Consider the following 26,383-nt stretch of genomic DNA (forward strand, 5'->3'; position numbering starts at 1 on the left):
TCAGCGCACCACCAGGGTCGCGGGGGACGGTTCTTCGAGGCGTACGTCGGCGGCGTGCTCACCCAGCAGAAAGCCGCGCAGCGTGTACGGGGCAGGGCAGGGCGCGGTCGGCAGCTCCTGCTCGACCGTGCCGTGGCGGGTCAGATCGGTGCCCGGGATGCGCAGCACGGTGGTGCCGTCGGTTGCACTCCGCGGACGGAGGGTGCCGGTGCGCGCGACGCACACGAATTCGGGGACGCCGGTATGTCCTCGGGGAGCGGACAGAGTGACGCGCAACAGGGTGCGGCCCCGGCCGAGGAACCGGCGGGGTGCACGCACGAGTCGATATCCGATCGACGTGTCCGGCGGCAGTGCGACCTCGGCGGTCGCGGCCGGTACGACGACGGCGCCGGGCGCCCGCGGTGCGGTCGAGGCCCGGATGCGGACGCCACCGGGGCCGACGGGAAGCCGCAGCCCGCCACGCCGGTAGGCATGGGCGGTGACGATACGCCGCCCACCGGCGCCCGTGTCTCCGTTCGGGCCCGCACCCCGAGCGTCGAGCGCCACCCCACCACCCACGGCCTCCCAGCTCACGAGCAGATGACCGACACCGTCGGGCCAGTCGAGCGTGACCGCGGCCTGCCCCTCAGGGAGCCGCCGGGCGGCGAGCCCGGTCACCGGGCGCAGCACCTCGACGTCGACGACGGGACCGGCCAGCGCACGCTCACCGAGCACGGCGACGGCGGCGACCCGTAGGAACCCGGCAGGCGGCGGATCCAGCACGCCGGCCCGGTCGGCCCCGTCGGCGGGGTCGAGCCGCGCCGGGAGCCGGTCGGTGCGCAACTCACTGCCCGGGGCCGGGGCCTCGCCGGGCCACCGGACCAGGTGGACGTCGGCGCCCCGCGCACCAGTCCAGTCGAACCGCAGGGCGGTGCCGTCGGGGCGGGCGGTGAGGGTGCGGACGGGCTCGGGCCACCGGTGGACGGTACGAGTGGCGCGGACACCGGGGGAGGGGACCAGGGCCCCACCGGGCGCCCGATAATGACAGACAACGCGAAAGGCGTGGTCACCGACCGCGAGCCCGGTAGCCGTGAACCCGTCGCCCCGGCCCGGCAGTTGCTCGCTGCTCCCGTCCGGCCCGGTCCGCTCGACCGTCACCTCCGCGGCGCCGCTCGGCCGCCGCCAGGATCCCTCGATCCGCTCGGGCCCGTCCCTGAGCGTCAGCCCCTCCACCTCCGGGGCGACGAGCACCCGGCGCGAGACGAGCGGCGGCCCGGCCACGCGTCCGTCACGCAGCGGGAGGGCGGCGTACCGAACGCTGGAGCCGAGCGCGACGGCGGCGTCCCGCAATGTCCCGGCCCCATCACGCTGCCCCACCACCTCCCGGACCTGGGGCACACCCCGCTCGTCCCGATACAGACACAGCACCAGCCAGCCGCCGTCACCACCCGCATCCGCATCCGTTTCCGTCGTCGGCCAAGTCAACGCGACGTGATCGGGGCCGAGTTCGGCCTGCAGGAGTGCCCGCCGCCCGGACCGGCCCCCGTGGTGACGGACCAGACCGCGCAGGGCCCGCCGGTCGTCGGCGGCCTCGTACAGAGCGCGCAGCAACTCCTCGGCCGCCCGCTCGGTGTCCCCGTGCACCTCGGCCTCCCGGGCCGCCCGCAGGGCAGCCTCAACGTCGCCCAACCGGGCGGTCAGCACCCCCCGCAGCGCCTCCAGCGCCGGATCGGTACGGTCCTGTGGCAGCCGCTCCAGCAGGGCGCGGGCCCGGTGCGGGCGGTGCCGTGCCCAGGCGTCGGCGAGGGATTCGGCGGCGTCGCGCTGCCGCCGGCTGAGGGTGGGCCGCAGCCGGGCCGCTGCCACCAACCCGGGCACCTCGTCCGGGTGCACACCCAACTCGAGGGCGATACGCGGGCGTTCACTGCGGTCCCGTTCCTGCAGCAGGCCGATCAGCTGATACAGCACGACCCTGCGCGGTGCCTGCGGATCACGACGGTGCAGTTCGGCGAGCAGCGCCGCGACGGACGCCGTAGGGGTGGCGGCGCGGGCCAGGTCGTCCAGCAGTGTGCCGTCCACCCGTCGCCGACCCCGCGGGCCGGACGGTACGTACAGCCCGTCGAGCAGACGTAATCCTCCGCCGCCCGGAGGCAGCATCGCCTCGCCCAGGTGCCGTAACCCTGCCGCGTGCTGCGCGGTGACGAGCTCGGCGTAACCCGGCACGAGCGGGCTCAACGGCAGCCCGGACAGCGCCCGTGGCAGCCCCAGGTGATGCCCGAACTCCCGTCCAGCCACGTGCGCCGCTCCCCCGATAGCTCTTCGAGGGACCATCCCAGCAGATCCCCACGGCCGGGGAGGCCCTTTTTCCGAATCGAAGCGGGCGCTGACCAGCCGCGACCTACTGCCGCCTGCTTGTGGCTTGCCCGGCGTGGGGGCCGGCCGGGGGTGGGTACGCAGCCCGGCGCTGGCGGGGTGCCGCTGCGCCCACCCGTGCCGCCCCAGCGACACGACTGCCGGCAGCTAAGTGGGCATGACAACCGCGGCTGGGTCGGTGTGACGGCTCGCGGCTACGGAGGCTGCCGCAGCCGCACGGGGGACAGCGCGCACCCCCACGGGCCTGTAGTTCCCGACCCACAACGCACCCGCAGGCGCTACGCGCACCCCCACTGAACCCGCACAGGCCGCCGCAGGCATCCGCGGCCCCACCGCCGGAGGCATCACGCCCCAACGGCCGCCAACACCCGCACCCCCGCCGCCTCGTACCGCTCCAACACCACCCGCGCCACCTCGGGCGCCGCCCCCAGCACATCCGCCAGCACATCCGCGTCCGCCTCGGCCGCCCCCCGCGCGATGCGGTCCGGCAGGAACCCGGGCGCCAGGACGTACGGCGCCACGGCCACCCGCTCGCAGCCGAGCTCGCGGAGAGAACGCACCGCGTCCTCGGTGCGGGGAAGAGATGCGGAGGCGAACGCAGGTCGCACGGCGCACCAACCGGTGTGCCGCCACTCCCGCGCGATTTCTGCGATCACTGCGATCGCCTCCGGGTCGGTGGACCCCGCCGAGGCCAGCACGACCCCGGTCGAGGACTTGTCGGCGGGCGTCAACCCCGCCTCGTACAGACGACGTTCCAGAGCCGACAGCAGCAGTGGCGACGGACCCAGCACCTCCGCCTGCCGGATGCGCAGCTGCGGCGGTGCCGCCCGCAGAACCGCCGGGATGTCGGCCTTCGCGTGGAACGCGCGCGTCAGCAGCAGGGGGAGGGCCACGACATCCCGGACACCCTCCGCCGCCAGCGACTCCAGCACCCCCTGCACCGACGGGATGTTGAAGTCCAGGAAGCCGGTCTCCACCCGCACGTCCGGCCGCAGCGACCGCACCCGGCGCACCAGGGCATGCACCGTCGCGGCATGCCGCGGATCACGGCTGCCGTGGGCGATGACGAGAAGAACCGGCTTCGTGAACACAGGCTTCAGCTCCTTGCCAGCAGACCGCGGCTGCGCAGCACCCACCGCTCCAGCGGGCTGAAGATCAGCAGGTCGATGGCGATGCCGACGATCAGGATGAGCAGGATGGCGAAGAAGACCATGGACATGGAACTGGTGTTGCGGCCGTTCTCCAGCAGCTGTCCCAGACCCACGCCCAGGTCGGGCGAGGACGCGATGATCTCCGCGGCCATCAGCGACCGCCAGGAGAAGGCCCAGCCCTGCTTCAGACCGGCCAGATAGCCGGGCAGCGCGGCCGGCATCACGATGTGCCAGGTGCCCTTCAGCCCGGTCGCGCCCAGTGTGCGGCCCGCCCGCAGGAACAGCGGCGGCACCTGGTCCACGCCCGACACCAGACCGTTGGCGATCGACGGCACCGCCCCGAGCAGGATCACCGCGAACATCATCCGGTCGTTCAGGCCCAGCCAGATCACGGCCGGCGGCACCCACGCGACGGACGGCAGCGACTGCAGACCCGACAGGATCGGCCCGATCGCCGCCCGCACGAACCGGACGCGCGCCACCAGCAGCCCCAGCGGCGTACCGATCGCCAGCGCGAACAGGAAGCCGAGCAGACCGCGCGAGACGGACGTCCAGACGTACTCGTGGAGCGTGCCCTGCAGCCACGACTCGCGCAGCTCGTTCCACACGTCGGCCGGCGCGGGCAGCTTGGTCGGGTCGTCGGCGACCCCGGACGACACCAGGAACTGCCAGACGGCCAGCACCAGGGCGATGGCGACGACCGGCGGCAGGATCTTCTGGGTCAGGGTCCGGCGGAACGGCGTACGGCTCGTCTGCACCGTCTCCAGGGCGTCCAGACCCGCTTCGAGTCCGGCGAGATCATTGCCGTCCTTCGGGGCGGCGTTCGTCTCAGTGCTGGCCATGACGGCGGATCTCCCCACGCAGTTCTTCGGTGATCTCCCGGGACAGCTCCGCCACCGCGGCGTCCTCGATGCGGCGCGGCTGCGGGATCTCGACCGTCCACTCGCGCGCGATGCGGCCCGGACGGGAGGACAGCAGCACGACGCGCTGCGCGAGCCGGACGGCTTCGCGCACGTTGTGCGTGACGAACAGGACGGACAGCTGGGTCTCCCGCCAGATACGGGTCAGTTCGTCGTGCAGGACGTCCCGGGTGATCGCGTCCAGCGCGGCGAACGGCTCGTCCATCAGCAGCAGCTTGCTGTCCTGGGCGAGCGCCCGCGCCATGGCGACGCGCTGGCGCATACCGCCGGACAGCTCGTGCACCCGCTTGCCGTACGCCCCCTTCAGCCGGACGAGTTCGAGCAACTCCTCGGCGCGGCCGCGCCGCTCGGCCTTGGGTACGCCCCTGAGCTTGAGGGCGAGTTCGATGTTCTTGCCCGCGGTCAGCCACGGGAAGAGGGCGTGCTCCTGGAACATCAGCGCCGGCCGGCCGTCGGTGGTGATGCTGCCCGCGCTGGGCCGGTCAAGACCGGCCACCAGGTTCAGCAGCGTCGACTTGCCGCAGCCGGACGCCCCGAGGAGGGTGACGAACTCGCCGGGCGCGACATCGAGCGTGATGTCGTCGAGGACGAGCTGCTGCCCGGTGGGGCCGGCGAAGGACTTCGAGACATGCTCGATGCGCGCGGCGTGCTCCACGGACGCATCCGTGTCGGCGGCCTTGGCGAGGGCGGTTGCCATGGTCGTCACCTCCTGGGAACTCATCGGAATCGGTGCCTGTGCCTTACTTCGCGCCGAGACCGGCGTCATCGACCTCGGGTTCGCCCTCGGCCTTGAGGACCTTGTTCAGCGGGGTGAGGTCGTAGATGCCGGTCAGGTCCGGCTTCTGCAGCAGCCCGGCCTTGACCGCGTGCTCCGCCTCGGTGCCGAGCGTGTCCGCCAGCGGGTCGTCGGTGACCTGGATCGACTGCCACGCCGGGTCGATGACATCGGCCGGCAGCGGCTTGCCCGTGTCGGCCTTCAGCTGCGCGTTGGCCGCGGCCTTCGCCTGCTCCGGGTGGCCGGCGATCCACTTGTTGGTCTTCACCGAGGCCCGGAGCACGGCCTCCACGGCCTCCGGGTGCTCCTTCAGGAAGCTCTGCGACACGATGACGTTCGTGATCACGAACTTCTTGTCGGGCCACAGGTCGGCCTCGTCGAGGAGCACCTTGCCGCCCTCGGCGACCAGCTTGGACGCGGTCGGCTCCGGCACCCAGGCACCGTCGATCGAGCCGGACTTGTAGGCGTCCGGCGCGATCTTGTTGTCGGTGCGGACCACGGAGACATCGCCCTGGCCGCTCTCCGCGTCGACCTTCCAGCCCTGCTCCGAGATCCAGTTGAGGAACGCCACGTCCTGCGTGTTGCCGAGCTGCGGCGTGGCGATCTTCCTGCCCTTGACGTCCTTCAGGGACTTGATCTTCTCCGGGTTGACGACGAGCTTCACCCCGCCCGAGGCCGAACCGGAGATGATGCGCAGGTTCTTGCCGTTCGACTTGATGTAGCCGTTGATGGCGGGCGAGGGCCCGATCCAGCCGATGTCGATGGAACCGGAGTTCAGCGCCTCGATCTCCGAGGGACCGGCGTTGAACGTCGAGTACTCCGCCTTCGTGCCGCCCAGCTCCTTCTGGAACAGCCCCTCGTGCCGGCCGACCAGTGCGGTGGCGTGGGTGAGGTTCCCGAAGTAGCCGATCTTCACCGAGTCCAGCCCGTCGACCTTGGGCGCCCCGGCGATGGCCTGCTCCGTGCTCTCCTTGGCCTGGGAGCCGTAGCCGCACGCCGCGAGGGCGAGCAGCGGGAGCGAGGCCAGGACGGCGAGGAGCCGTCGCACGGCGGGGGTGGCAGGCACGGGAGGTGTTCCTCTCGGTGGCCCGGCTCTCACGCCCTTACCGGGTCGTGGCCGGGGAGTCGGCAGGTCGGTGCGGAGCGGCGCGCATGCGGTGCGCGCGGGTCAGCGCACACATCGCGGCACTCCGCCCTGCCCGCTCCCGAGGGCGCCGCTGCCGACGCGGCCGCCCTCCTTCGCGAACGTGGAGTAGTAGTCGTGACCCGGCATGGTCAGAAGTCCCACCCGTCGTCCTCGGCCTCGTCCTTGACCGGCTCCGGCGAGGCGAACGACTCGCCGACCATGCCCGCGGTGAGCGTGGTGCCGTCGTTGGGGTCGATGAGGATGAACGAACCCGTCCGCCGCGAGTCGGCGTAGGAGTCGACGGGCAGGGGCTCCGCCGTACGGATCTTCACGCGGCCGATGTCGTTGGCGACGAGCTGTCCCGGGTGCGGGTGCAGGGACAGGTCGTCGAGCGTGAGCCGGGACGGGATGTCCTTGACGATCGCCTTGACCGTGCGGGTGCCGTGCTTGAGCAGCACCCGGTGGTTGACGGTCAGCGGGGCGTCGGCGACATGGCAGACCGTGGCCTCGATGTCCTGCGTGGTCGCGGGCGCGTCCTTGGTCGGCACGATCAGGTCACCGCGGGAGATGTCGATGTCGTCCTCCAGCAGGACGGTCACCGACTGGGTGGTCCAGGCGACGTCGACCGGCTTGCCCAGCAAGTCGATGCCGGAGATCTTCGACGTACGGCCCGACGGCAGCACGGTCACCGACTCGCCGACGCGGAAGGAACCGGCGGCGATCTGGCCGGCGTAGCCCCGGTAGTCCGGGTGCTCGGCGGTCTGCGGGCGGATCACGTACTGCACGGGCAGCCGGGCGTGGCAGTGGCTCAGGTCGTGGGCGACCGGGACCGTCTCCAGGTGCTCCAGGAAGGTCGGCCCGCCGTACCAGTCCATGTTCGCCGACGGATCCACCACGTTGTCGCCGGCCAGCGCCGAGATCGGGATCGCGGTGATCTCCGGGACACCCAGCTCGAGCGCGTACGCCGTGAACTCCTCCGCGATCGCGGCGAAGACCGACTCCTGGTAGTCGACCAGGTCCATCTTGTTCACGGCGAGGACGACGTGCGGCACCCGCAGCAGCGCGGCGATCGCGGCGTGCCGGCGGGTCTGCTCGACGACGCCGTTGCGGGCGTCGACCAGGATCACCGTCAGCTCGGCCGTCGAGGCGCCCGTGACCATGTTGCGCGTGTACTGCACATGGCCCGGGGTGTCGGCGAGGATGAACCGGCGCCGGGGCGTGGCGAAGTAACGGTACGCCACGTCGATCGTGATGCCCTGTTCCCGCTCGGCCCGCAGACCGTCCGTCAGCAGCGCGAGGTCCGGGGCGTCCTGGCCGCGGCTGGCCGAGGCGCGCTCGACGGCCTCCAGCTGGTCGGTGAGGATCGACTTGGAGTCGTGCAGCAGCCGGCCGACGAGGGTGGACTTGCCGTCGTCGACGGAGCCGGCGGTGGCGAACCGCAGCAGGGTGGTGGCCGAGAGCTCCTCGGTCGTCGTCGTGCTCATGCTTAGAAGTACCCCTCGCGCTTACGGTCTTCCATCGCGGCCTCGGAGAGCTTGTCGTCGGCGCGGGTGGCGCCGCGCTCGGTGAGCCGGGACGCCGCGATCTCGGTGATGACCTGCTCCAGCGTCACCGCGTCCGAGTCGACGGCACCCGTGCAGGACATGTCGCCCACGGTCCGGTACCGCACGAGCCGCTTCTCGACGGTCTCCCCGTCCTTCGGCCCGCCCCACTCGCCGGCGGTCAGCCACATCCCGGCCCGCTTGAAGACCTCGCGCTCGTGCGCGAAGTAGATCTCCGGCAGCTCGATGCCCTCGCGGGCGATGTACTGCCACACGTCCAGCTCGGTCCAGTTGGACAGCGGGAACACCCGGACGTGCTCGCCGGGCGCGTGGCGGCCGTTGTACAGGTTCCACAGCTCCGGCCGCTGCCGGCGCGGGTCCCACTGCGAGAACTCGTCGCGCAGCGAGAAGACGCGCTCCTTGGCCCGCGCCTTCTCCTCGTCGCGCCGCCCGCCGCCGAAGACCGCGTCGAACTTCTCGCTCTGGATCTTCTCGGTCAGCGGCAGCGTCTGCAGCGGGTTGCGGGTGCCGTCCGGGCGCTCCTTGAGCACCCCGCGGTCGATGTAGTCCTGCACCGACGCGACGTGCAGCCGCAGGTTGTGCTTGGCGACCGTACGGTCCCGGTACTCGATGACCTCGGGGAAGTTGTGCCCGGTGTCGACGTGCAACAGCGAGAAGGGGATCGCCGCGGGAGCGAACGCCTTCAGCGCCAGGTGCAGCATGACGATGGAGTCCTTGCCGCCGGAGAACAGGATCACCGGCCGCTCGAACTCGCCCGCGACCTCGCGGAAGATGTGCACCGCCTCGGACTCCAGAGCGTCCAGGTGCGAGAGGGCGTACGGGGAGTCCGTACCCTCCTCCACCGTGGCGACGGTGGTCGTCATGCCAAACCCCTTTCGGTGAGCAGGGCGTACACGGACGCCGCGGACTCCTGCACGGTCTGGTTCTGGGACTCGATGCGCAGATCGGGCGACTCGGGCTCCTCGTACGGGTCGTCGACCCCGGTGAGCCCCTTGAGCTCGCCCGCGGCCTGCTTGGCGTACAGACCCTTCACATCGCGTACGGAGCACACGTCGACCGGCGTCGCCACATGGATCTCCACGTACGGCGTCCCGTTCTGCTGGTGCCGCTTGCGCACCGCGTCGCGGCTGTCCGTGTAGGGCGCGATGACCGGGACGAGGGCGAGTACGCCGTTGCGGGCGAGCAGTTCGGCGACGAAGCCGATGCGCTGCACATTGGTGTGCCGGTCCTCGCGGCTGAAGCCGAGGCCCGCCGAGATGAACTCGCGGATCTCGTCGCCGTCGAGCACCTCGACGCGGTGGCCCTCCTCGCGCAGCCGGCCGGCCAGCTCGTAGGCGATGGTGGTCTTGCCGGCGCTCGGCAGACCCGTGAGCCAGACGGTGGCTCCGCTCGTCACGTGGTTCTCCTGGGTCGCAGTGGTCGCTTCCGTCACAGCAGTAGCAGCAGGAGCTGTGGACGCCGTGTGAAGTCCGGTGTTCGCCTCGAAGGCATGCGCCGTCATCCGTGCAGCCCGCACTCGGTCTTGGCGCGTCCCGCCCAGCGGCCGGCGCGTGCGTCCTCGCCTTCCAGGACGCGGCGGGTGCAGGGGGCGCAGCCGACGGAGGCGTAGCCGTCCATCAGGAGCGGGTTCGTCAGGACGCCGTGCTCGGCGACGTACGCGTCCACGTCGTCCTGGGTCCAGCGGGCGATCGGGGAGATCTTCACCTTTTGCCGCTTCTCGTCCCAGCCGACGACCGGGGTGTTCGCCCGGGTCGGGGACTCGTCGCGGCGCAGACCCGTCGCCCAGGCCACGTAGCCCTTGAGCCCTCGCTCCAGCGGCTCGACCTTGCGCAGCTTGCAGCACAGGTCGGGGTCGCGGTCGTGCAGCTTGGGGCCGTACTGCGCGTCCTGCTCGGCGACCGTCTGCAGCGGGGTGAGCGTGATGACGTTGACGTCCATCACGGCCTCGACCGCGTCGCGGGTGCCGATGGTCTCCTCGAAGTGGTAGCCGGTGTCGAGGAACACGACGTCCACCCCGGGCATCGCACGGGAGGCGAGGTGGGCGACCACCGCGTCCTCCATGGAGGACGTCACGCAGAAGCGCTTGCCGAAGGTGTCGGCCGCCCACTGGAGGATCTCCAGCGCGGAGGCCTCCTCCAGGTCACGGCCCGCCTGCTCGGCGAGCGCCTTGAGATCGGCCGTGGTGCGCTCTTCCTGTGCCGTCGTCATATCTCGTTACCCCCTGCGTCACTGTGCCGAAGGCCCCGGGCGAGCAGCCCGAGGAACTTCAGCTGAAAGGCCCGGTTGCACGCCGCGCATTCCCACGCGCCGTGACCGCCCTCGAGGGCTTCACTCGGCCGTAGGTCCTCGTCGCCGCAGTAGGGGCAGTAGAAGGGGGCGGCCCGCTCGCTCATGAGAGGGCCTCCTCGGAGGCACGCGCGGCCCAGGTGGCGAACCGCTCGCCGTCCTCGCGCTCCGCCTGGAACCGCTTCAGCACACGCTCGACGTAGTCGGGCAGCTCCTCGGAGGTGACCTTCAGACCCCGCACCTTGCGACCGAACCCGGCCTCCAGACCGAGCGCGCCGCCGAGGTGCACCTGGTAGCCCTCGACCTGTTCGCCCTGGTCGTTGAGGACGAGCTGGCCCTTGAGACCGATGTCCGCCACCTGGATACGGGCGCAGGCGTTCGGGCAGCCGTTGATGTTGATGGTGATCGGCTCGTCGAAGTCCGGGATCCGGCGCTCCAGCTCGTCGATGAGGGAGGAGCCGCGCGCCTTGGTCTCGACGATGGCGAGCTTGCAGTACTCGATGCCGGTGCAGGCCATGGTGCCGCGCCGGAAGGGGGAGGGCTTGGCCGTGAGGTCGAGCGCCTCCAGGGCCTCGACCAGCGGCTCGACCTGCGCTTCCTCGACATCGAGAATGATCATCTTCTGCTCGACGGTGGTCCGGACCCGGCCCGAGCCGTGCGCCTCGGCCACCTCGGCGATCTTCGTCAGGGTGGCGCCGTCGACGCGGCCGACGCGCGGGGCGAAACCGACGTAGAAACGGCCGTCCTTCTGCCGGTGCACGCCGACGTGGTCGCGCCAGCGGCCCGCGGGCTCGGCGGGCGCGGGTCCGTCGACCAGCTTGCGCTCGAGGTAGTCGTCCTCCAGAACCTGACGGAACTTCTCCGGGCCCCAGTCGGCGACGAGGAACTTCAGACGGGCGCGCGTACGCAGGCGGCGGTAGCCCCAGTCACGGAAGATGCCGACCACGCCGGCCCACACCTCCGGGACCTCCTCCAGCGGCACCCAGGCGCCGAGCCGGACGCCGAGCTTCGGGTTGGTGGACAGCCCGCCGCCGACCCACAGGTCGAAGCCGGGGCCGTGCTCGGGGTGCTCGACGCCGACGAAGGCGATGTCGTTGATCTCGTGCACGACGTCGAGGAGCGGGGAGCCGGAGATCGCCGTCTTGAACTTGCGCGGCAGGTTGGAGAACTCCTTGCTGCCGATGTAGCGGTCGTGGATCTCGTCGATCGCCCAGGTGCCGTCGATGATCTCGTCCTCGGCGATACCGGCGACCGGCGAGCCGATGACCACGCGGGGGCAGTCGCCGCAGGCCTCGGTCGTGGACAGCCCGACGGCCTCGAGCCGGTTCCAGATCTCCGGGACGTCCTCGATGCGGATCCAGTGCAGCTGGATGTTCTGCCGGTCGGTGACGTCCGCGCTGCCGCGCGCGAACTCCTGCGAGATCTCACCGATCACCCGCAGCTGCTGGGTGGTGAGGCGACCGCCGTCGATCCGCACCCGCAGCATGAAGTACTTGTCGTCCAGCTCCTCCGGCTCCAGGATCGCGGTCTTGCCGCCGTCGATCCCGGGCTTGCGCTGGGTGTACAGGCCCCACCAGCGCATACGGCCGCGCAGGTCATTGGGGTCGATGGAGTCGAACCCCCGCTTGGAGTAGATCGTCTCAATGCGTGTCCGCACATTGAGACCGTCGTCGTCCTTCTTGAACTGCTCGTTGCCGTTGAGCGGGGTGTAGTGCCCCGCGGCCCACTGACCCTCGCCGCGGTGACGGCTCACCTTGCGGCGGGGAGTCGCGGCGGCAGGCTTCTGCGGGGTGGCGGCCATGGTTGTTACGTCCTTCGGGACAGGCGGGAATGCGGCTCTGACCTGCGTGTACGGGCGCATGGGCAGACATGCGCGGCATTGCGCAGAATCAGACAAAAAGGGGAGTGTCGGGCGCAGAGGGGATGCACTCAGCGCGCCGGACAGATGGCGCTGGACATGCGGCCGAGGTCGACGTGCCGCCGACTCACCAAGGCAATTCCAGTTCCAGACATGACGGAAGCGTGTCATGGCGATCTGGACACAGTCCAGCTTTGTCCATCATGCGGACACCCTTGTCCCGGAGTACGAGACAAGGGTGTCGTCGGTCACATGGCCCGAATCGGCCGTTTCTGCCCTGGTCAGCCAGGGTACGCCCCCGGCCACGGACCGGGCGTGGCCACCTCGGCCTCCTCCTCGACCTTGGTGTCGAAGAGCCTGAAGCCCCGCCGCAGGTAGTTGTCCATGGCGTGCTCCCCGTCCTTGCTGCACGTATGCAGCCACACCCGCTTCGTCTGCGCCAGCCCCGGCCAGCGGTCCGCGAGATCCCAGGCGCGGGCGGCGCCGTACGACAGCAGATGCCCGCCGATCCGCCGGCCGCGGAAGGCCGGAATCAGGCCGAAGTAGACGATCTCCACGACCCCGTCGTCCTGCGGCTCCAGCTCCACGTATCCGGCCGGCGTTCCCCGGTCGTGGGCGACCCATGTCTCCACCCCGGGCCGCCCCAGATGCTCCTGCCACCGCGCGTACGTCCAGCCGAGCCGGTCGATCCACCGGATGTCCCCGCCGACGGAGGCGTACAGGAACCGGCTGAACTCGGGCGAGGGCACCTCGGCCCGAACGATGCGCACGTCGCCCTGCGGGGCTTGGGCCGGGAGGAGGTCGGTGGGGAGGTCTGTTCCAGGGACCAGGTGGTCACGGCGATGTTGGGCATGTCGGTCAGGGAATCATCCGGGTGGCCGATCTGTCGATCGGTGCGGGTGCGCTCCGCGGGGAGTGCCGCGACAGGAAGTGCCGGCGATGTGTCGTCGGGCGTCTGCGGTGTTCGTCGTGGCTGGTCGCGCAGTTCCCCGCCCCTTGGGGCGCCTCAGCCTAGCGCCGAATCGATCGAACTCAGCGGTAGCGCGAACAACATCCGGCCCGATTGGGACCAGACCTCGCCGGTTGCCTCCCAGTACGACAGGGGGCCGACCTGGGTGCCCCAGCACCTTGGGGCGTTCTCCTCGCCGCAGCGGGTCGCCTCGGCGCCCTCGGGGTCCTGGCGCCACAGGCTGCCCTGCCGGTCGTTGGTGCCCGGAGTGCGGCCCAGGTACCAGTCGGCGCGGTCCGCCCCGGCCGCCCGGTGCGACAGGAGGCCCTTGATGCCGGACGCCTCCGTCTCGTACGCCTCGACCGCGGGCACCAATCCGGTGGCGTCGGTGGCGAGGAGTCCGGGGCGGGCCGGGTCCTTGCTGAAGTCGTAGCGCCACAGTCGGGCGTGCTCGTCGCTGTCCGTCGGCGTCCACTCGCTCGCGACCAGGCTGTCGGGCGCCGTGCTGCGGTCGAGGGAGATGGTGCCGAGGCGGGGAGCGGCGCTCGCGCCGGTCAGGCGGTACGAGGCGACGGCCGGCAGGACGAAGCGCTGGCCGTGCGCCGACCAGCCGTCCGCGACGCGGCCGACCGCCGGGCTGTCGACCGTGGTGCGCTGGACGCGGTTCATGTCGTACACGTACAGCCCGTCGGCGGCGGTCACCAGCAGCTTGTCCTGGTACCAGACCATGCCGGAGAGGCGGGACGGCAGGGCGCGGTAGTCGCGTCCGCCGTCCACCGGGACGACGAGAAGGGCCGACGCGTACCGGAGGCGGCCCAGGTCGTTCGCGTCGACGAAGGCGACCCGGGCGAGGCCCCGCCCGTCGGCGCCCTGGCTCCAGCCGGACAGGAGCACCCGGTTGTCGTTCCACCAGCCGTCGTCGTCGGCGTCCCCCGAGGTGGTGACCGCGCCCGCCCGCCAGCCCCGGGTGTCGGCGGCGTCCCAGCAGTACGCGCGCGTGGCGGCCGGCGCGACCGGCAGCGCCGTGCGCTCGCCGGCCGTACAGCCGGACGCGGCGCGCAGGCTGCGGTCGGCGCTCTCGAGGACGGCACGGACGCCGACCGGCTTGCCCATCCCGGAGGCGAGTTCGTCGAGCGTGGCCTGCGGGACCATCTGCTCCCGGAGGCTCAGCGCCCGGACCTCGGCGGCCCTGGTGAGAGGCTCCAGCGCCCCGGGGTTGTCACCGACCGTCGCCTGCGAGGCGCTGATCATCGTGGCGGCAGCGGTGAGCGCGAGGGCGGTTCCGGCCAGGAACGCGCGTACCGCACGGCCCTGCTTGCGTCGACGGTGTCTGCCGCGGTGCTTCATCCCAACCTCCCGAGGCGAGCCAACTGCGGCTATTGGTCTGGGCGTTGACCAAAGGAGCAGGTGGGGTGGCTCGTAGAGGGATGCTACGGCAGGTGGGCACGCTTGCGGACGAAGACCCCGCAAATATGCGGATTCTTCAAAACGCCGGACCAGCGCTGCGCCCCTTCAGGGGCGCGGGGAACTGCGCGACAAGCCACATCGGACCCGCAGTCGCCAGACGGCATTTCTCGCCACGGCGAACAGGCGTCATGCACCCAGCTCAGCTCTCAGGACACCTCGGCCGACAAACGCCCCCGCACCACACCCGGCGCCGTCGACTGCGGCAGCAACCCGCGTGGGTCGTCCGGCAGCAGCACGTCGACCTCCGCGTCCTCGCGGAAACGGTACGGCCGGTGCTCCAGGAACGCGCCGAGATAGCGCCGTACGCGGGACATCTCGGCCCGCACCGTCACCGTACGGCCCGCGTCGCCGAACATGTCCTCGGCCAGTCCCGCCGCGCTGCGGCCGGTGCGGTGCAGGGCCAGGAGGTAGAGCAACTCGGCGTGCCGCGGGCTCAGTTCATGGCTCCAGGACCCCGCCCCGCCGGACACCGTCACCGACCAGCGGCGCGGCTGCGTCAGATCCAGCACGATCCGCGTCGCCCCGGCCGGCACCGGCTCGTCGGCGGGCCGCAGCAGCCAGCCGCCCGCCAGCGGCTCCACCGAGCAGGGGCCGAGCGGCGGCAGCCACCGGCGGCCCGGCGCCAGGGACTTGGGCAGCGCGATCCGGTTCGGGTACGGCATCCCGGTCACCGCGGCGGTCCAGCCGTCCCGGTCCACCACCAGGGCCCGCCCGGGCAGCCGGGCCAGCACCGGCGCCGCCACTGCGCGCAGCCGCTCCAGCGAGGTCAGATGGAGTTCGCGCAGCCGGGCCTCGGCGAGCTTGGCCACCGAGTCGACCCAGGCGAGCGTGGCCGGATGCATGGTCTCCAGCGGCCCGCTGACGTCCACCACGCCGATCAGCCGGCCGTCCCGCGGATCCGTGATGGGGGCGCCGGTGCAGGTCCAGGAGGTCTGCGAGCGCTGGAAGTGCTCGGAGGCGAAGACCTGCACGGGCCGGCGCACCACCGCGGGGGTACCGACGCCGTTCGTGCCGACGACGCTCTCCCGCCAGTCGGCGCCCAGTTCGAACCCGAGGCTGTCGGCCTTGCGCAGCACGGCGGAGTTGCCCTCCCGCCACAGCACCCGGCCCTCGTCGTCGGCGACCACCATGATGTGGTGGGCGACGTCCGCGACCGACAGCAGCCCCTCGCGCAGCACCGGCAGCACATGTCTGAGCACGGTGGACTCCCGGCGCCGCTGCACCTCCTCCCGGGAGAGCAGCCCGGACCGGACGTCGTGGTCCGGATCGACTCCGCTGCGCAGCATGCGTTCCCAGGACTGCTCGATCACCGGGCGCGGCGCGACGGGCGCGCGCTGTCCGGAGAGCGTGGCGGCGCGGACGTCGCTGAGCACCCGCGCCGCCCGCGCCGAGTCCACTGCGGCCAGCTGCGTCACGTCCGTCGGCGAGAGCGCCAAGGGTCCCTCCGGGGAGAACAGGTCTCATCCTGACTGTGAGTCTCATAGTGCCGTCCAGCTAGGGCGGAGGGACCCAGTCCGCCCACAGGCGGCCACAAGTTGCAACCCCTTGCAACCCTGGTGAACCGTTCTGGCTTGGTTGAAACTTGAGCAACGCCGTCCCGAGCGGCGTTCGTGGCCTCGAACGGGCCAGTGGGGGTGGTGCCGTGTCGGCGCAGCACCACCCCTACCTCCGGCGGTTTGGCCGTGTTTGCGCGTCGGGGGGTGCCTCTTGAGGTGCGTTGGCGTCTGCGGGCCGGTTGTGGCTGGTCGTGCCCGCGCGGCGGAGCCGCATATCGATACAGCCCCGCGCCCTAGGTCTCAGGCTGCGGCCTGGACCTGTTCACCACCGACCTCAGGTCCAGGGTCGACGGCAGTGTGCCGAAGGCTGCGCCTCCGTCGCCGCCCAGGCGGGACGCGCAGAATGCGTCGGCCACCTCCGGTGGGGCGAAGCGGACGAGCAGGGAGCCCTGGAGTACCAGTGCCAGACGCTCGGTGAGGCGTCGGGCCCGAGCCTCGATGCCCTCCAGGTCAGCGAGTTCGGTCAGCAGGGACTTGATCGCGGCGTCCAGGCGGTGATCGGCGCCGCGCGCCTGGCCCACCTCCTGGAGAAAGGCGTTGAGTGCTGTCGGCTCTCGTTGCAGCGCGCGCAGTACGTCCAGGGCCTGGACGTTGCCCGCGCCCTCCCAGATCGAGTTCAGCGGGGACTCGCGCACCAGTCGGGGCATGCCGGACTCCTCGACGTAGCCGTTGCCGCCGAGGCACTCGGACGCCTCGACCGTCAACGGCGTGCACCGCTTGGTCACCCAGTACTTGGCGGCCGGTACCGCGATCCGCAGCAGCGCCCGCTCCTGCTCGCCGCCGTCGTCGTAGGCGGCCGCGAGGCGCAGCGCGAGGGTGGTCGCCGCCTCGGACTCGACGGCGAGGTCGGCCAGGACGTTGCGCATGAGCGGCTTGTCGACGAGCTTGCCGCCGAACGCCTCTCGGTAGGTGCAGTGGTGGATCGCCTGTGCCACGGCCTGCCGCATCAGTCCCGCAGAGCCCAGGACGCAGTCCAGCCGGGTCGCCGCCACCATCTCGATGATGGTGCGCACCCCGCGCCCCTCCTCGCCGATCCGGCGTGCCCACGTCCCGTCGAACTCGACCTCGGCGGAGGCGTTCGAGCGGTTGCCCAGCTTGTCCTTGAGCCGCTGGATCAGGAACACGTTGCGGCTGCCGTCCTCCAGCACCCGCGGCACCAGGAAGCAGGTCAGCCCGTCCGGGGCCTGTGCCAGCACCAGGAAGCCGTCCGACATCGGCGCCGAGCAGAACCACTTGTGCCCGGTCAGCGTGTACGTCCCGGCCTCGGCGAGCGGGGTGGCGGCCGTCGTGTTCGCGCGGACGTCGCTGCCGCCCTGCTTCTCCGTCATGCCCATCCCGAACAGCGCCCCGGCCTTCTGCCCGGCGGGCCGCAGCTCGCGGTCGTAGATCATGGACGTCAGCCGCGGCTCCCACTCGGCGGCCAGATCGGGGTCCGTGCGCAGGGCGGGGACCGCCGCGTGGGTCATGGACAGCGGGCAGCCGTTGCCCGCCTCGACCTGCGACCACAGCAGGAAGGCGGCGGCCCGCCGCACATGCCCGCCCGGCCGCACCCAGGCCGCGGTCATCCCCGCCGCGACGCCCTTGCCGAGCAGCCGGTGCCAGGACGGATGGAACTCGACCTCGTCGATACGACGGCCGTAGCGGTCGTGCGTGCGCAGCCGCGGCGGGTTCTCGTTGGCCAGTGCCCCCCACTCCTGCACCTGCGCCGAGCCGCAGGTCCGGCCGAGCGCCGCCAGCTCGCTGCGGACCTCGTCCTGCAGCTCCGGGGCGAGATGACGTTCGACGGCCTCGGTCAGGGCACGGTCGGAGGTGTAGACGTCGTGGGCGACCAGGGGCGGGGGCTGGTTGGTCACGGTGTGCGTGCTGCCTGCCATGGCTGTGAACCTATCCCTCCGTAGGGCGGTGGATTCCACCCTGACACGGCGGCGGCGCGGGGGAGCGGGCAGGTGGCGACGGGGTGTGCCTCGGCGCCGCAATGAGTGCGCCCCCGTGTGGCGGATACCTTTAGGTCGTGCAGCCAGCAAGTGAATCCCCCCAGCCGACCTCCGGCCGTCTCCACCGGGCACGTGTCCTCTACCGGAACGTGTCGAAGCGCAGGACCGCCTGGCTGTTGCTCAAGGACACCGTCAACTCCTGCATCGAGTACCGCATCCTCGGTCTCGCGGCCGAGGCCGCGTTCTTCACGCTGCTGTCCGTGCCACCCCTGCTGCTCAGCATGATCGGTCTCCTCGGCTACGTGGACGACTGGACCGGCACCGACACGATCTCCAGCCTGGAGGCCAACCTCCTGGAGGCCTCCCGCACGGTCCTGTCCGACAAGGGCGTGCGCCAGATCGCCCAGCCGATCCTGGACGACGTGATGAAGGGCGGCCGCCCCGACGTCATCTCCGTCGGCTTCCTGTTCGCCCTGTGGTCGGGGTCGCGCGCGGTGAACGTCTTCATCGACACCATCACCGTGATGTACGGCCTCGACGGCGTCCGGGGCATCGTCAAGACCCGGATCGTGGCCTTCCTGCTGTTCCTCGCGGCCCTGCTGATCGGCTCGGTCGCGCTGCCGCTGATGGTGGCCGGGCCGGACGCGGTGGTCCGGATCGTGCCCTGGTCGGAGACCGTGGTGCAGGTCCTGTACTGGCCGGTCGTGATCGTCCTGTCGATCGCCTTCCTGACGACGCTGTACCACGTGTCCGTGCCGGTCCGCTCCCCCTGGATCGAGGACGTGCCCGGAGCGCTCGTCGCCCTCGGCATGTGGGTGCTGGGCAGCTTCCTGCTGCGCATCTACCTCACCAACACGATCGAGGGCGCGACGATCTACGGCTCCCTCGCGGCGGCCGTCGCCGTGCTGCTGTGGATCGGCGTGTCCGCGTTCGCCGTGCTCGTCGGGGCCGCCGTCAACGCCGCCATCGACCGGGTCTGGCCGGCCGCCGCGACGGCCGCGGCCCGCGCCGCGAACGAGCGGATGCGCGAGGCCCAGGTCGCCGAGTACGTGGCCCGTACGGCGGCCGCCCACGAACACGATCCCGACGACCCGGACATGCCGTCGGAGTTCCCCGAGCGCTGGACGCGCTTCCTGCCACCGGAGGACGTGTCGTCCCGCTTGCGCACCCATGTGAAGAGCACGCACCCGCCGCACAAGCCGGAGGATCAGGGGAGGGCCTGACGATCGTGCACCGTCAACGCCGGGCAACGGCAACCCCACCGCTCACGCTTTCCACTTCCCCGCCGCCGCGGCCTCCCTCGCGAAGTCGGCGAAGTCCCGCGGCTCCCGGCCGAGCACCTCGCGCACGTCGTCCGTGACGTGGGCGTTGCGGCCGTCCATCAGGGTCTCGAAGATCCCGATCAGAAGCTCGACCTCCTCTGGCGGGATGCCGAAGCCGGCCAGCGCCTCACCGTAGGCCCGCGTCGGAACCGGCGTGTACGCGATCGTGCGGCCCGACGCCCCGGAGATCTCCGTGACCGCCTCCCGCCAGGACAGCAGCCGCGGCCCGGTCAGCTCCAGCGTCCGCCCCGCATACCGGTCCCCGGACGTCAGCACGGCCACCACGACATCCGCGATGTCCCGCACGTCGACGAACGGCTCCTTCACCTCACCCGCCGGGAAGACGAGCTCGCCGCCCACCATGCCCTCCACCAGCGGCCCCTCGCTGAAGTTCTGCGAGAACCACGTGGCCCGTACGATCGTCCAGTCCGCGCCGGACGCCTTCAGCGCCTCCTCGGTCGGCAACGCCTGGTCCTCGCCACGCGCCGACAGCAGCACCAGCCGCCGTACCCCTAGCCCCACCGCCTCCCGGGCGAGCGCGCCGACGCCCTCGGCCGCCTCCGGGGAGCCGACGTCGGACGGGTACATCAGGTACGCGGCGTCCGCGCCCCGCAGGGCCTGAGCCCAGGTCGTCGGGTCCTCCCAGTCGAAGCCCTGTGCCCGGGAGGCGGCCCGCACCGTGAGCCCCGCGGCGCGTGCCGCTTCCGCCACCCGGCTCCCGGTACGCCCCGAGGCCCCCGTCACCACCACGGTCATCTGCGTTTGCGTCGTGTTCTGCGTCATGCCTCCAGTCAACGGTCGCGCGGCCCAACAGCCCATCGCTGAACGGCTCATTCCCATGCGCGGACGTCTACGCTGACGCCATGGACGCCCTGACAGGCCTGCTGGAGGGTCCACGCGCGCGTGGCGCCTTCATGATCCGCGCGTGCTTCGAACCGCCGTGGTGCGTACGCATCGAGGACCGTGCCCCGCTCACCGTCATGGTCATGGTCCGCGGCGACGCCTGGATCGTCCCGGACACGGGGGAGCGGGTGCGGTTGCGGGCCGGTGACCTCGCCATCGCGCGCGGCCCGGACCCGTACCTCTGCGCGGACGACCCGGCGACCCCGCCCCAGGCCCTCGTCCTGCCGGGCGCCGAGTGCCGCTATCCCGACGGGCGCTCCCTCAGCGGCTCGATGGACCTGGGCGTGCGGACCTGGGGCGACCGGCTGGACGGCTCGGCCGTGATACTGATCGGTACGTATCTGTGGGAGGGCGAGATCAGCGGGCGGCTGCTGAACGCGCTGCCGCCGTTGCTGTCGCTCACCGCCGACGTGTGGGACTGCCCGCTCACGCCGTACCTCATGGAGGAGATCGTCCGCGACGAACCCGGCCAGGAGGTCGTCCTCGACCGCCTGCTCGACCTGCTGGTCATCGCCGCGCTCAGGGCCTGGTTCTCCCGTCCGGAGGCGGAGGCCCCCGCCTGGTACCGGGCGCTGGCGGACCCGGTCGTCGGGCGCGTGCTGCGTCTCGTCCAGGACGACCCGGCCCATCCCTGGACGGTCGCTTCGCTGGCGGCCAAGGCGGGGGTGTCGCGGGCCGCGCTGGGCCGGCGGTTCACGGAGCTGGTGGGGGAGCCGCCGATGACGTACCTCACGGGGTGGCGGCTGGCGCTGGCGGCGGATGCGTTGCGTGACACCGACGACACGTTGGATGCGATCGCGCGGAGGGTTGGGTATGGCAGCGCGTTTGCTCTGTCCAGTGCGTTCAAGCGGGTGTACGGGGTGAGTCCGCAGGAGCGTCGGGGGCGGGCTTCGTAGGGTGCCACGCGGCGGAGCCGCATATCGACACAGCCCCGCGCCCCTGAAGGGGCATGCCGCTTAGCCTGGCTTACATGTACGCGGAGCGCGCGTCCCGGCTCACCGGTGCCGTCGTCTGGACGAACACCCCGTCCGGGGCCGGCCCGGGACGCGTCCTGCCCGACGGATGCATGGACCTGCTCTGGAACGACGGGCGGCTGCTCGTGGCCGGGCCCGACACGCACGCGTACGTCATCGAGAGCGAGCCGAGCGCCTGGATGGGGCTGCGTTTCCACCCGGGTGCCGCGCCCGCGTTCCTCGGGGTGCCGGCGTACGAACTGCGCGACCAGCGGGTGGAGTTGGCCGAGCTGTGGCCCGCCGCGGAGGTACGGCGGCTGCAAGGACGCGTCGCTACGGCCGCTGACCCGGCGACGGCGCTCGAAGAGGTTGTACTGGAACGCGTGACCCCGCCGGAACCTCTGCTGATCAGGCTGGTGGAGGCCCTCCACGCCGGCAGGCCGGTCGCCGCGACCGCCGATGAGCTCGGGCTCGGCGCACGCCAGCTGCACCGCAGGTCGCTCGCCGCCTTCGGCTACGGCCCCAAGACGCTGGCCCGGATCCTGCGGCTGCAACGCGCGCTCGCCCTGGCGCGGCGCGGCGTTCCCTTCGCCGAGACGGCGGCCCGCACCGGGTTCGCCGATCAGGCTCATCTCGCCCGGGACGTCAAGGAGTTGGCGGGCATGCCGCTCGGCGAGCTACTCGGTGGGCGGGGCGGCTAGCGGCGCGAACAGGTCCACGCCGTTTCCGTCCGGGTCGTGCACGGTGGCGTACCGCTGGCCCCAGAAGGCGTCCCACGGCTTGAGTTCGCCGTGATAGCCGGCGCTCACCAGATCCTCGTACACCGCGTCGACCTCCGCCGGGCCCGCGCATCGCAGCGCCAGCGAGTGGCGGCCGCCGCCCGTGGGTGGCTGCCACTGCGGGAGGAAGGACCGCACGGTCTCCTCGGTGTCGAGCATCAGCCGCAGTCCGCCCGGCAGGTGGGCCTCGGTGTGCGGCTCGTTCTCGGCGCCCTCGGGGAAGGCGAAGCCGAGGCGGCGGTAGAAGCTGACGGCGGCGGCCATGTCGGAGACGACGAGGCCGATGGCATCGAATCGTGGAGTCATGCGGCCAGCGTAGGCAGCCGGAGAACGGCCGGTCTTGAAGGAATCGGACACCCGAAGGGGAGCGAGACCCTGGCGGAAGATCACCGGGACCTTAGCGGAAGGTCGCCGGGCCACGCGGTGTGTCCACGGTGAAGGTCATCCCCACCGGCCCCGTCGTGAGGTCGAGGTCCGTGCCGAGGGCCGCCAGCAGGGGCCGGATCTCGGCGGGCTCGGGGGCGGTCGCCGAGAGGGACAGGAGGGGTGTGGTGGGCAGGCCCGAGGCGGTGGGGTGGAGCGAGGTGCCCCAGTCGATGAGGAAGGGGACCAGGCCGGAGGGGTGGGCGTCGTCGCCGTCGGTCAGCCGCCACTCCAGCAGGGTGCCGTCGGGTCTGCGGCGGCTCATCGCCTGCGCGGACCCGGGATCGTAGCCCCGGGCCCGGGCGGCCGCGATGGCCGCGTCCAGGTCGGGCGGGCTGATGGCCCAGGTGACCGTGCGCGGGGAGGTCAGCCCGTCGACGTCGAAGGGGCGGGGCTGGCCGGGTGCGGACTGCTCGGGATCGGGGCCGATGATCTCCAGGTAGCTGGTGTCGCCGAGCGACACCAGGTAGTTGCGGGTGCCGAGCCCGACGTGCACGCCGCCCGGGGCGGGGGTCACGCCGGTGCGCCGGGCGAAGTCGGCGACCGTGGCGGCCAGGTCGGGGGTCGCGAGGACGAGATGGTCAAGAAGCGGGGGGATGGCGTTCATCGCAGCCGAGGCTATGCAGAGCGGCCCGCTATATGGAACACCTGTGCGCCAGAAGGAAGATGACGAACCATCACATATCGCTGTTCACTCGTCGAAGACGACGGTTCCGTCCTCCAGCAGCGCCGGATGGATCTTCATGGGGCCGTACTCGTCGACGTCCGAGGGGCGCGGGGTCTCCGGGCCGTCGGGGCCCATACGGACCATGCGCTCTACGCGGCAGATCCGGAACGTCCGCCCTGCCACACGGGCCTCGTCGGCGCGTTCGAGTGCCCGGAACTCCTCGGCCGCCCGCTCGTACACGGCCTTCTTCTCGTCGTCGAACCGGTACAGCATGGGCCACATCTCGTCCATCGCGTCATGGAGCACGCGCCGGGCGTCGTGCGCGGTGGCCTGGAGCGCGAGGGCGGGCTCCCAGCCGGTTCGCTCGCGCTCGACCACGCCGAAACAGGTGGGCAGCAGCACGACCCGCGGGTGCGAGTGGACCGCCCTCTCCGAGTCACGGCGCACATCGGCGGGCAACCGCATGCCGTGGTACGCGAACCCGCGCAGGCCCGCCCGCATGGCGCCCGCCATCGGCCCGTCGTCCTTCGGGCCGGGGTCGAGGACCAGGTCCAGGTCGGGGGAGGGGGTGTGGTCGGCGCGCCGCTCCCAGGTGTGTTCGGCGGGCTCCGGGTCGGTGGGGCGGGGCGGCTCCAGCCGGTTGTCGTCGTCGCAGCGCGTGAACTCGTCCCCGCGCACGATCCGGTACCGCACCCCGCAGGCCTCGACCTCGTTCACCGCCTTCCGGTCCAACACGTCCACGGCGGCCAGTAGTTCACGCCGTAGGGCCGGATCATCGGTGTCGTCCTTCGCACGGAACCACAGATGGGTGTTCAGCGAGTCCCGGCACATCTGCGGCATCCCGTTCACGACCGGCTTGAGCACCCGCCACTCGGGCCCCACCGCCGGATCCTGCACGGCGACCCCGAACACCGGCCCCCGCAGGGCGAACCCCGGATAGCGGAGAGACGCGTCCACGGCGTCGGCCTCTCGCACCCAGGCAGCGGGGTCGTCGCGCCGGATCAACTCGGCGTGGAGCGTGCGGATCTGTTGCTGCCAGTCATGGGCCATGCACGCATTGTCGCGGGGGTGGGAGTGTGCGCGGGGTGAACCGACTCAACAGCGCGGGTCGTTGGGCATCGGGGAGGCGGTGCGAGCGGCAGCGCGAGCACTCCCGTCGAACCCGAAATTTTCGGATCACCGGCAGCTGTGGGACCCCGACCCCGGCTCCCCTAGGCTCGGTCACATGCCCGCGCGACTCCTCGTCTGCACCCGCACCACCGCCTACCGGCACGCATCCATCCCGGCCGGCGTCGAAGCCGTCCGCACGCTCGGCGACTTCGAGGTGGACCACACCGAGGATCCCGCGGCCTTCGAGCAGTCCCTCGACGGCTACGCGGCCGTGGTGTTCCTCTCCACCAGCGGCGAGGTGCTCACCCCCGCCGGGCGCGAGCGGCTCGCCGCGTACGTCGAGTCGGGCGGCGGCTTCGTGGGCGTGCACGCGGCGGCCTGCACCGAGTACGACTGGCCGTACTACGGCGAGCTGCTGGGCGCCTGGTTCGACCGGCACCCCGAGTACCAGCCCGGCAAGGCGGTCGTCGAGGACAGTGACCATCCGGCCACCCGGCACCTTCCCGCCGTATGGGACTTCGTCGACGAGTGGTACGACTTCCGCACCAACCCGCGCGACGCGGTACGGGTGTTGGTCTCCGCCGACGAGTCGTCGTACGAGGGTGGCGGTATGGGCGAGGACCATCCGCTGGCGTGGTGCCGCGAGCACGGTTCGGGCCGCGTCTTCTACACGGCTCTCGGCCATGCCGCCGAGGCGTACGACGACCCGGACTTCCGCGCGCATCTGCTCGGCGGGATCGTCTGGTCGGCGAAACCTCTCAGCGGCCCGCCGTTGTCGTGAGGCGTCGCAGTGCGGCCTGGGCCGGCGGGCCCCAGGTGGGCCTGCCGCCGGGGCGGCCGCGGGCCCGGCGCAGGGTCGCGGCGTCCGAGGTCAGCCGGTAGACGCGGTGGAAGCGGTGCGGCGGCCCGGGAGGATCCGGGCGTGGTGTTGCGTCCGGTAGGAGTGCCGCGGCCGATCTGAACGTGAACCCCGGCGCGTTCCGCTCGCACCGGGGTTCGCCGTGCCGTGCCGGCCCTCGCCGGGCGCGATCAGCGGCGCGGTCTGCGGAGGGCGCGGAACTGAGGGCCGTAGGTGTGGCCCGGGGCGTAGGGGATTCTGGTCTCCATCAGTTCCACGGCGGGGCGTTCCAGTCCGTGCATGGCGTGGACGGCCGCCTTCAGGGTGCGGTGGCCGCCGCCGGCCCAGGCGTCGTCGAGGCGGTCCAGCACGGTGCTGTAGTTGGCGTCGAAGCGGTACAGGAGCCGCTGGACATGGACCGGCGGATTGGGCCAGCCGCCGACCGGGACCGGGGCCATCGGGCGCACGTCGGGGAAGGGCACGGGGGCGCCGACGTACCTCCAGCCGTCGTCGGTCTCGCGCAGCTCCCGGCCGTGGTAGATCTCGCCGAAGGCGTAGTAGTGCGCCGGGTGGTCGTCCTCGAAGGGGTCGGCCGGGGAGCTGTCGGTGCCCTCGCCCTGCTCCTTGATGATCCCGATGGCGCTCTCGACGTCGTCGAGGGTCTCGATCGGCCGCAGGTCGTCGCCGCCGACGTACGCGGACAGTTGTCCCCGCACCACCAGTTCCGGCTCCACGGTCCGGAACGCCTGCAGCACGCCGGTGTAGAACTCGCCGACGGTGGGCGAGCTCTGCGCGCTCCGGGTGAGCGGCTCCTCCGGGGCCTCGATCGCCATCATCACGTCGCGCACGAAGGGCTTGGTGAGGCCCGACAGATAGACGGTCACCCCGGCCCGCACACCACCGGGCAGCGGGCCCGGGAAGGCGGGTGCGGCCGCCTTGATCTGCGGCCGTCCGCCCACGGCCACGAGCAGGTTGCAGACGATGCTCAGGTGGTACATCTCGTCGCCGACGATGCGCCGGATCATCCGCGCGACCTCGCTGCGGTGGTCCCTGACGGACCACCAGCCGCACAAGTACGGTGGGATGGTGGCGAGTTCGAGGCCTACGGCGACCTGCAGAGCCGATCTGAGCCACTGGACTCCGCGATCACTCTCGGGAACGGCCAGCAGACGCGCCACGGACCCGACTCGGGGCGCGGCAACCGGCCCCTCCGCCGGCACCGCGGCAGCCTGCGCGTCACCGGCGATCACGGCCTGCGCTCCCGCCGCCACCGCGGCCGAGGCCAGGAAACTCCTGCGCCTGAACGGAGCCACCGCCGGCCTGTCCGGCTCTTCGCTCATACCCGTCACCCTCGCTCACCTCACAGCCACGGCCCGGGGCCTCGGCTCGATGCCCCCGGACCCCTCCGACAGCTCGCGAAGCTAGCAGGCAGAAAAGGATCTACCAGGGCAT

24 protein-coding genes and 2 pseudogenes are annotated in these 26,383 nt (G+C 71.7%); 4 read left to right on the forward strand and 22 right to left on the reverse strand.

All coding sequences use genetic code 11. The annotated features are described in order from the left end of the window. The 16 genes and pseudogenes from ACQEV2_RS33345 to ACQEV2_RS33420 all read right to left on the reverse strand — a co-directional run bounded on the left by ACQEV2_RS33345 (position 1) and on the right by ACQEV2_RS33420 (position 17,876). Complete coding sequence (locus tag ACQEV2_RS33345) at positions 1–2,274, reverse strand: hypothetical protein (protein WP_433049921.1); 2,274 nt, start codon at positions 2,272–2,274, stop codon at positions 1–3. A gap of 422 nt (positions 2,275–2,696) precedes the next feature. Next, positions 2,697–3,443 (reverse strand): sirohydrochlorin chelatase, encoded by a 747-nt coding sequence (locus ACQEV2_RS33350; protein ID WP_433049924.1) that lies wholly within the window; start codon positions 3,441–3,443, stop codon positions 2,697–2,699. A gap of 5 nt (positions 3,444–3,448) precedes the next feature. Continuing rightward, positions 3,449–4,345 (reverse strand): ABC transporter permease, encoded by an 897-nt coding sequence (locus tag ACQEV2_RS33355; protein WP_433049927.1) that lies wholly within the window; start codon positions 4,343–4,345, stop codon positions 3,449–3,451. Further along, entirely contained in the window at positions 4,332–5,120 is a 789-nt protein-coding gene (locus tag ACQEV2_RS33360) for an ABC transporter ATP-binding protein (protein ID WP_433049930.1), read from the reverse strand. Before ACQEV2_RS33360 ends, ACQEV2_RS33355 begins: the two co-directional genes overlap by 14 nt. A 43-nt stretch (positions 5,121–5,163) precedes the next feature. Further along, positions 5,164–6,264 (reverse strand): aliphatic sulfonate ABC transporter substrate-binding protein, encoded by a 1,101-nt coding sequence (locus tag ACQEV2_RS33365; protein WP_433049933.1) that lies wholly within the window; start codon positions 6,262–6,264, stop codon positions 5,164–5,166. Between the two features lie 209 nt (positions 6,265–6,473). Continuing rightward, the gene (locus ACQEV2_RS33370) at positions 6,474–7,808 is read right to left on the reverse strand and encodes a sulfate adenylyltransferase subunit 1 (protein ID WP_433049936.1); all 1,335 of its coding nucleotides are present in this window, start codon (positions 7,806–7,808) and stop codon (positions 6,474–6,476) included. Positions 7,809–7,810: 2 nt separating this feature from the next. Next, complete coding sequence (gene cysD, locus ACQEV2_RS33375; protein ID WP_433049939.1) at positions 7,811–8,749, reverse strand: sulfate adenylyltransferase subunit CysD; 939 nt, start codon at positions 8,747–8,749, stop codon at positions 7,811–7,813. After that, positions 8,746–9,387, reverse strand: a complete 642-nt coding sequence (cysC, locus tag ACQEV2_RS33380) for an adenylyl-sulfate kinase (protein WP_433049942.1) — start codon at positions 9,385–9,387, stop codon at positions 8,746–8,748. The genes cysD and cysC overlap by 4 nt, the downstream gene beginning before the upstream one ends. Then, positions 9,384–10,094 carry a phosphoadenylyl-sulfate reductase gene (locus ACQEV2_RS33385; RefSeq protein ID WP_433049945.1) on the reverse strand — a complete coding sequence of 237 codons (711 nt, stop codon included), beginning with the start codon at positions 10,092–10,094 and terminating at the stop codon, positions 9,384–9,386. The genes cysC and ACQEV2_RS33385 overlap by 4 nt, the downstream gene beginning before the upstream one ends. Further along, positions 10,091–10,279 carry a hypothetical protein gene (locus tag ACQEV2_RS33390; RefSeq protein WP_433049948.1) on the reverse strand — a complete coding sequence of 63 codons (189 nt, stop codon included), beginning with the start codon at positions 10,277–10,279 and terminating at the stop codon, positions 10,091–10,093. The genes ACQEV2_RS33385 and ACQEV2_RS33390 overlap by 4 nt, the downstream gene beginning before the upstream one ends. Then, positions 10,276–11,973 carry a nitrite/sulfite reductase gene (locus ACQEV2_RS33395; protein ID WP_433049951.1) on the reverse strand — a complete coding sequence of 566 codons (1,698 nt, stop codon included), beginning with the start codon at positions 11,971–11,973 and terminating at the stop codon, positions 10,276–10,278. The genes ACQEV2_RS33390 and ACQEV2_RS33395 overlap by 4 nt, the downstream gene beginning before the upstream one ends. Positions 11,974–12,101: 128 nt before the next feature. Beyond that, positions 12,102–12,185 carry a putative leader peptide gene (locus tag ACQEV2_RS33400; protein ID WP_310591794.1) on the reverse strand — a complete coding sequence of 28 codons (84 nt, stop codon included), beginning with the start codon at positions 12,183–12,185 and terminating at the stop codon, positions 12,102–12,104. Between the two features lie 126 nt (positions 12,186–12,311). Continuing rightward, positions 12,312–12,883 (reverse strand): annotated as a pseudogene (locus ACQEV2_RS33405) (GNAT family N-acetyltransferase). Between the two features lie 153 nt (positions 12,884–13,036). Beyond that, positions 13,037–14,326, reverse strand: a complete 1,290-nt coding sequence (locus ACQEV2_RS33410) for a hypothetical protein (RefSeq protein WP_433049954.1) — start codon at positions 14,324–14,326, stop codon at positions 13,037–13,039. 266 nt (positions 14,327–14,592) lie between these two features. Next, a complete protein-coding gene (locus ACQEV2_RS33415) occupies positions 14,593–15,882 on the reverse strand; it encodes a GAF domain-containing protein (protein ID WP_433049957.1) in 1,290 nt (429 codons plus the stop codon). Between the two features lie 353 nt (positions 15,883–16,235). Beyond that, a complete protein-coding gene (locus tag ACQEV2_RS33420) occupies positions 16,236–17,876 on the reverse strand; it encodes an acyl-CoA dehydrogenase family protein (RefSeq protein WP_433049960.1) in 1,641 nt (546 codons plus the stop codon). 137 nt (positions 17,877–18,013) lie between these two features. Between ACQEV2_RS33420 and ACQEV2_RS33425 the strand changes: the two genes are divergently transcribed. Beyond that, positions 18,014–19,159, forward strand: coding sequence for a YihY/virulence factor BrkB family protein (locus tag ACQEV2_RS33425; RefSeq protein WP_433049963.1), 1,146 nt, complete (start codon positions 18,014–18,016; stop codon positions 19,157–19,159). A gap of 42 nt (positions 19,160–19,201) precedes the next feature. Here ACQEV2_RS33425 and ACQEV2_RS33430 read toward each other — a convergent pair whose 3' ends face one another. Continuing rightward, positions 19,202–20,041 carry an NAD(P)H-binding protein gene (locus ACQEV2_RS33430; protein WP_433049965.1) on the reverse strand — a complete coding sequence of 280 codons (840 nt, stop codon included), beginning with the start codon at positions 20,039–20,041 and terminating at the stop codon, positions 19,202–19,204. Positions 20,042–20,121: 80 nt separating this feature from the next. Here ACQEV2_RS33430 and ACQEV2_RS33435 point away from each other — a divergent pair, with 80 nt between their 5' ends. Together ACQEV2_RS33435 and ACQEV2_RS33440 are read left to right on the forward strand one after the other, a co-directional pair. Further along, a complete protein-coding gene (locus tag ACQEV2_RS33435; protein ID WP_433049968.1) occupies positions 20,122–21,057 on the forward strand; it encodes an AraC family transcriptional regulator in 936 nt (311 codons plus the stop codon). Positions 21,058–21,131: 74 nt separating this feature from the next. Continuing rightward, complete coding sequence (locus ACQEV2_RS33440; RefSeq protein ID WP_433049971.1) at positions 21,132–21,815, forward strand: DUF6597 domain-containing transcriptional factor; 684 nt, start codon at positions 21,132–21,134, stop codon at positions 21,813–21,815. Here the strand turns inward: ACQEV2_RS33440 and ACQEV2_RS33445 are convergent. From ACQEV2_RS33445 to ACQEV2_RS33455, 3 genes are all read right to left on the reverse strand, one after another. Next, positions 21,792–22,199, reverse strand: a complete 408-nt coding sequence (locus ACQEV2_RS33445) for a VOC family protein (RefSeq protein WP_433049974.1) — start codon at positions 22,197–22,199, stop codon at positions 21,792–21,794. The two genes, ACQEV2_RS33440 and ACQEV2_RS33445, sit on opposite strands and share 24 nt — an antisense overlap. Before the next feature lie 91 nt (positions 22,200–22,290). Further along, entirely contained in the window at positions 22,291–22,923 is a 633-nt protein-coding gene (locus ACQEV2_RS33450; protein ID WP_433049977.1) for a VOC family protein, read from the reverse strand. Positions 22,924–23,007: 84 nt separating this feature from the next. Continuing rightward, on the reverse strand, positions 23,008–24,033 hold the full coding sequence (locus tag ACQEV2_RS33455; RefSeq protein WP_433049980.1) for a DUF5954 family protein: 1,026 nt from the start codon (positions 24,031–24,033) through the stop codon (positions 23,008–23,010). A 175-nt stretch (positions 24,034–24,208) separates the two neighbouring features. Here ACQEV2_RS33455 and ACQEV2_RS33460 point away from each other — a divergent pair, with 175 nt between their 5' ends. Next, positions 24,209–24,874 (forward strand): ThuA domain-containing protein, encoded by a 666-nt coding sequence (locus ACQEV2_RS33460; protein WP_433049983.1) that lies wholly within the window; start codon positions 24,209–24,211, stop codon positions 24,872–24,874. On the opposite strand, the pseudogene ACQEV2_RS33465 reads toward ACQEV2_RS33460, so the two are convergent. Then, a pseudogene (locus ACQEV2_RS33465) lies at positions 24,852–25,094 on the reverse strand (hypothetical protein); the annotation flags it as partial. The gene ACQEV2_RS33460 and the pseudogene ACQEV2_RS33465 sit on opposite strands and share 23 nt — an antisense overlap. Before the next feature lie 28 nt (positions 25,095–25,122). Then, the gene (locus ACQEV2_RS33470; RefSeq protein ID WP_433049986.1) at positions 25,123–26,271 is read right to left on the reverse strand and encodes a ferritin-like domain-containing protein; all 1,149 of its coding nucleotides are present in this window, start codon (positions 26,269–26,271) and stop codon (positions 25,123–25,125) included. Positions 26,272–26,383 lie beyond the last annotated feature (112 nt).

The organism is Streptomyces sp. CA-251387 (assembly GCF_050936625.1).
Classification (GTDB): Bacteria; Actinomycetota; Actinomycetes; order Streptomycetales; family Streptomycetaceae; genus Streptomyces.